General features: G+C 71.0%; 3 protein-coding genes. 1 reads left to right on the top strand and 2 read right to left on the bottom strand.

The genetic code is table 11. From position 1 onward, the window contains the following. A partial coding sequence (locus G6021_RS10030) for a PadR family transcriptional regulator (protein WP_206682656.1) occupies window positions 1–574 on the top strand: 574 nt, incomplete at its 5' end. Window positions 575–585: 11 nt separating this feature from the next. Here G6021_RS10030 and G6021_RS10025 read toward each other — a convergent pair. Together G6021_RS10025 and G6021_RS10020 are read right to left on the bottom strand one after the other, a co-directional pair. After that, complete coding sequence (locus tag G6021_RS10025) at window positions 586–1,497, bottom strand: serine protease (protein ID WP_182617686.1); 912 nt, start codon at window positions 1,495–1,497, stop codon at window positions 586–588. A gap of 88 nt (window positions 1,498–1,585) precedes the next feature. Next, on the bottom strand, window positions 1,586–1,663 hold a 78-nt coding region (locus tag G6021_RS10020), incomplete at its 5' end, for an excalibur calcium-binding domain-containing protein (protein ID WP_182609844.1).

Genomic DNA, 1,663 nt, shown 5'->3' with positions numbered 1-1,663 from the left:
CGGCCCGGGCGGCCCGTTCGGCCCGGGCGGCCCGTTCGGGCCCGGTGGACCTTTCGGCCCGGGCGGCCCGTTCGGCCCGTTCGATGAGGGACGTGGGATGCGGCGCGGCCACCAGAGGCGACGACGACGAGGGGACGTCCGACGCGGCACGCTCCTGCTATTGGCCGAGGGACCGCGGAACGGCTACGGGATCATCCGCGAGCTCGCCGAGCGCAGTGGCGGCACGTGGCGCCCCAGCTCGGGCGCGGTCTACCCGGCCCTGTCTCTATTGGAGGACGAGGGCCTCATCGGTCCCGCGGAGGACGCCGGACCCAAGCACTACCAGCTCACCGACGCCGGTCGCGTCGAGCTCGAGACACTCGCGGACCGCCCCGCCCCGTGGGACGACGCCACCGAGGAGGCCACCTCCCGACTGGGCGGGGACGCCGACCTCTGGAAGGCGTTCGGCGAGGCCGCCATGGCGGTCCGGGCCGTCGTCCAGACGGGCGACCCGACCACCAGCACCGCGGCCACCGAGGAACTGGTCGCGCTACGCAAGCGTCTCTACGGGTTGTTGGCCGACGCCGGCGACTGAGCAGCGGCCGGTCACCCCACCCCGTTGTCGGCCAGAAAGCGTCGAAGTTCGGAGGTGCCGGTGACGATGTTGAACGCCTGGTATCCGCCGCGGATGGCGTAGGAGTTCACGCCCACCACCCGACCCGACCCGTCGACGGTGGGCCCGCCGGCCATACCGGGGCTGATGTCGGCGTCGATCTCGTATCCCTCCACCCCCCTCGCGGAGGCCGGCCGCGCGGAGACGGTGCCGGCCTTGAACGACGGGGGCTGGATTGCCTTCTCCTCCGAGACGTCGGCACCGGCGCCGGGAAAGCCGATCGAGGTGACACTGTCGCCCGGTTGCGGGTCCTCCTCGGCTATCGCCAACGCCGGCGGCCGCGAGCCCGAGTCCGTCGCCTCGACCCGCAGCAGGGCCAGATCCCCGTCCTCGAACGGCATCACGTCGGCGACCCGGACAGGGACCCAGTCCGTGATGGTGGCGCCGTCGATGTCGGGCTGACCGGCCATCACCCGGACCTCGACCACGGCCTCCAGGGATCCTTCGTCGGCGACGTCGTGGTCGTCGAGGTAGGAGGAGATCACGACGTCACGGCCCTCATCCCGGCCGACGCAGTGCCCGGCGGTGATGATCTCCCCGTCCTCGCCGGCCATCCACCCCGTGCAGGTCCGTACCGCCGTCACCTCGGTGGACCGGACGTCGTCCCCCTCCCCCTCACCCGGGTCGAGGACGTACCCGGAGACGGTGGTCATGAGGAACACCACCGAGTCGTCGAGTTTCTGCGGATTCATGGACGTCGGTTCCACCGCGGGCGAGGTGGATTCGATCACCCCGGGGACGTTCTGGCCGGCCGGGGGGTTTCCGCCGCCGCCCTGGACGCACGCCGTCGCGGTGGCCACGAGCATCACCGCGAGCGGCAATGCGGTCGTCAGTCGTTGGTTCATGGCGGCTTCCTTAGCCATATGAACAGATCTTCATGTTCTGATGTCGTGAACGTTACTCCGCCCGCGAACGTCCTACCAGTGATGCCCGCTATTCACAGGCGACCCCGTCGTTGTCGCGGTCCAGCTTCGGCGCGTACCCCGGCTCGCCCCGCATGAGCGGGGCCGC

It is taken from the genome of Dietzia sp. CW19, assembly GCF_014145265.1.
Lineage (GTDB): Bacteria > Actinomycetota > Actinomycetes > Mycobacteriales > Mycobacteriaceae > Dietzia > Dietzia natronolimnaea.
This window is presented reverse-complemented; position numbering and strand designations above follow the sequence as displayed.